This window comes from Kitasatospora sp. NPDC091257 (assembly GCF_044757675.1).
In the GTDB taxonomy this organism is placed as follows: domain Bacteria; phylum Actinomycetota; class Actinomycetes; order Streptomycetales; family Streptomycetaceae; genus Kitasatospora; species Kitasatospora lactacystinica.
Window position 1 is genome coordinate 1 of record NZ_JBIVVI010001498.1, and the last position, 1,870, is coordinate 1,870.

Annotated in this window: 2 protein-coding genes; both read left to right on the top strand. The window is 70.1% G+C overall.

The features are described 5' to 3' along the window. Positions 1 to 480, top strand: a complete 480-nt coding sequence (locus ACIQOV_RS39690) for an NUDIX hydrolase (RefSeq protein WP_401055783.1) — start codon at positions 1 to 3, stop codon at positions 478 to 480. Positions 481 to 709: 229 nt separating this feature from the next. Continuing rightward, positions 710 to 1,846, top strand: coding sequence for a phosphate ABC transporter substrate-binding protein PstS (gene pstS / locus ACIQOV_RS39695; protein WP_401055785.1), 1,137 nt, complete (start codon positions 710 to 712; stop codon positions 1,844 to 1,846). The last annotated feature ends 24 nt before the right edge of the window (positions 1,847 to 1,870 follow it).

Consider the following 1,870-nt stretch of genomic DNA (forward strand, 5'->3'; position numbering starts at 1 on the left):
GTGGTGGGGCACGCCCCGGTGGTGCTGGCGGCGGGCGCGGTGCTGTGGCTGCCGGGCCGGCCGAAGAAGAGCGGCCGGCTGGGGCGGCCGCGGATCGCGGTGATCCACCGGCCCAAGTACGACGACTGGAGTCTGCCGAAGGGCAAGCTCGAAGCCGGTGAGGGCGTGGTCGACGCGGCGCTGCGCGAGGTCCGGGAGGAGACCGGGTTCCGCTGCCTGCTGGGCCCGGAGCTGCCCACCCAGCACTACCGGGTGCAGGGCCGTCCCAAGGAGGTCCGCTACTGGGCGGCGGTGCCCTCCAGCGGGTCCTTCCGGCCCAACCGGGAGGTGGACCGGCTGGAGTGGCTGCCGGCCGGGAAGGCGCGGGCCCGGCTCACCCACGATCACGACCGGTCGCTGATCGACGCGCTGCTGGCGCTCCTGGGGGCGAAGCCGGTGCGGGCGGCCGGGGCGGCACCGGTGAAGGAACGGTGGAAGTGATCTTCCCGCGCCCTTGCCGTGACGCAACCGTTACTACCTGACGTAGTTTCCTGTCATCCGTTCGAGGTTCACTCCCCGTTCACTTGCGACCGGCTGTCGTGTCACTTACCCGGCCTAACTTCGGGACCACCGGAGGGCCGAACGGGCCCCGGACCACAGCAAAACCCGTGCTGGGCCGCCGTAGCCGTACGGCCCGCGCAAGGGCAATGCCACAGAAAGGGACACCCCTGTGAAGCTCCAGCGGAACGGCCGCTCCAAGGCCCTCGCGATCGGTGCCATGGCGCTCGTCAGCTCGCTGTCGCTCGCCGCCTGCGGGTCGGACAACAACAACAACACGACCGCGTCCGGCGGCTCCGGCGGTTCCGCCGCGCCCGCCGCCGCGATCAACTGTGGCAAGGCCGGTTCGCTGATCGCCGCCGGTTCGACCGCGCAGGGCGCGGCGATGGACGTCTGGAAGACCAGCTTCGCCGCCGCCTGCTCCGGCAGCACCATCAACTACCAGGGTGGCGGCTCCGGTGCCGGCATCCAGCAGTTCAACCAGGGCAAGATCCAGTTCGCCGGCTCCGACTCGGCCCTGAAGCCGGCCGAGGTCGACGCCTCCAAGGCGGTCTGCACCGGCGGCCAGGGCATCGACCTGCCGATGGTCGGCGGTCTGATCTCGCTGGTCTACAACGTCGACGGTGTCGACAACCTGGTCCTGGACGGCCCGACCTCCGCCAAGATCTTCGACTCGCAGATCACCAAGTGGAACGACCCGGCGATCGCGGCCCTGAACCCGGGCGCCAAGCTGCCGGACACCGAGATCCAGACCTTCCACCGCTCGGACGACGCCGGCACCACCGAGAACCTGACCAAGTACTTCGCCGCCGCCGGCGGCGGCGCCTGGTCCTACCCGGCCGGCAAGGCCTGGGCGGGCAAGGGCGGCCAGTCGGCCAACGGCAGCGCCGGTGTCTCGGCCCAGGTGAAGCAGGTCAAGAACTCGATCAGCTACGTCGAGCTGGCCTACGCCCAGACCAACAGCCTGAAGAGCGCCGCGATCAACACGGGCGCCACCAAGCCGGTCGAGGCCACCGCCGAGAACGCCGCCTCCACGATCGCCAAGGCGCAGGCCGCCGGCACCGGCAGCGACCTCGCGCTGAAGCTCGACTACGCGACCAAGGAAGAGGGTTCCTACCCGCTGGTCCTGGTCACCTACGAGATCGTCTGCGACAAGGGCAACAAGGCCGAGACCCTCGACACCCTGAAGTCCTTCCTGACCTACACCGCCAGCGACGCGGGTCAGAAGGCCATCGGCGAGAAGGGCTACGTCCCGCTGCCGAAGGCCGTGACCGACAAGGTCAACGGCGTCATCGCCACCCTGGCCTGACCCGACAGGACCCCCGGTGGAGCG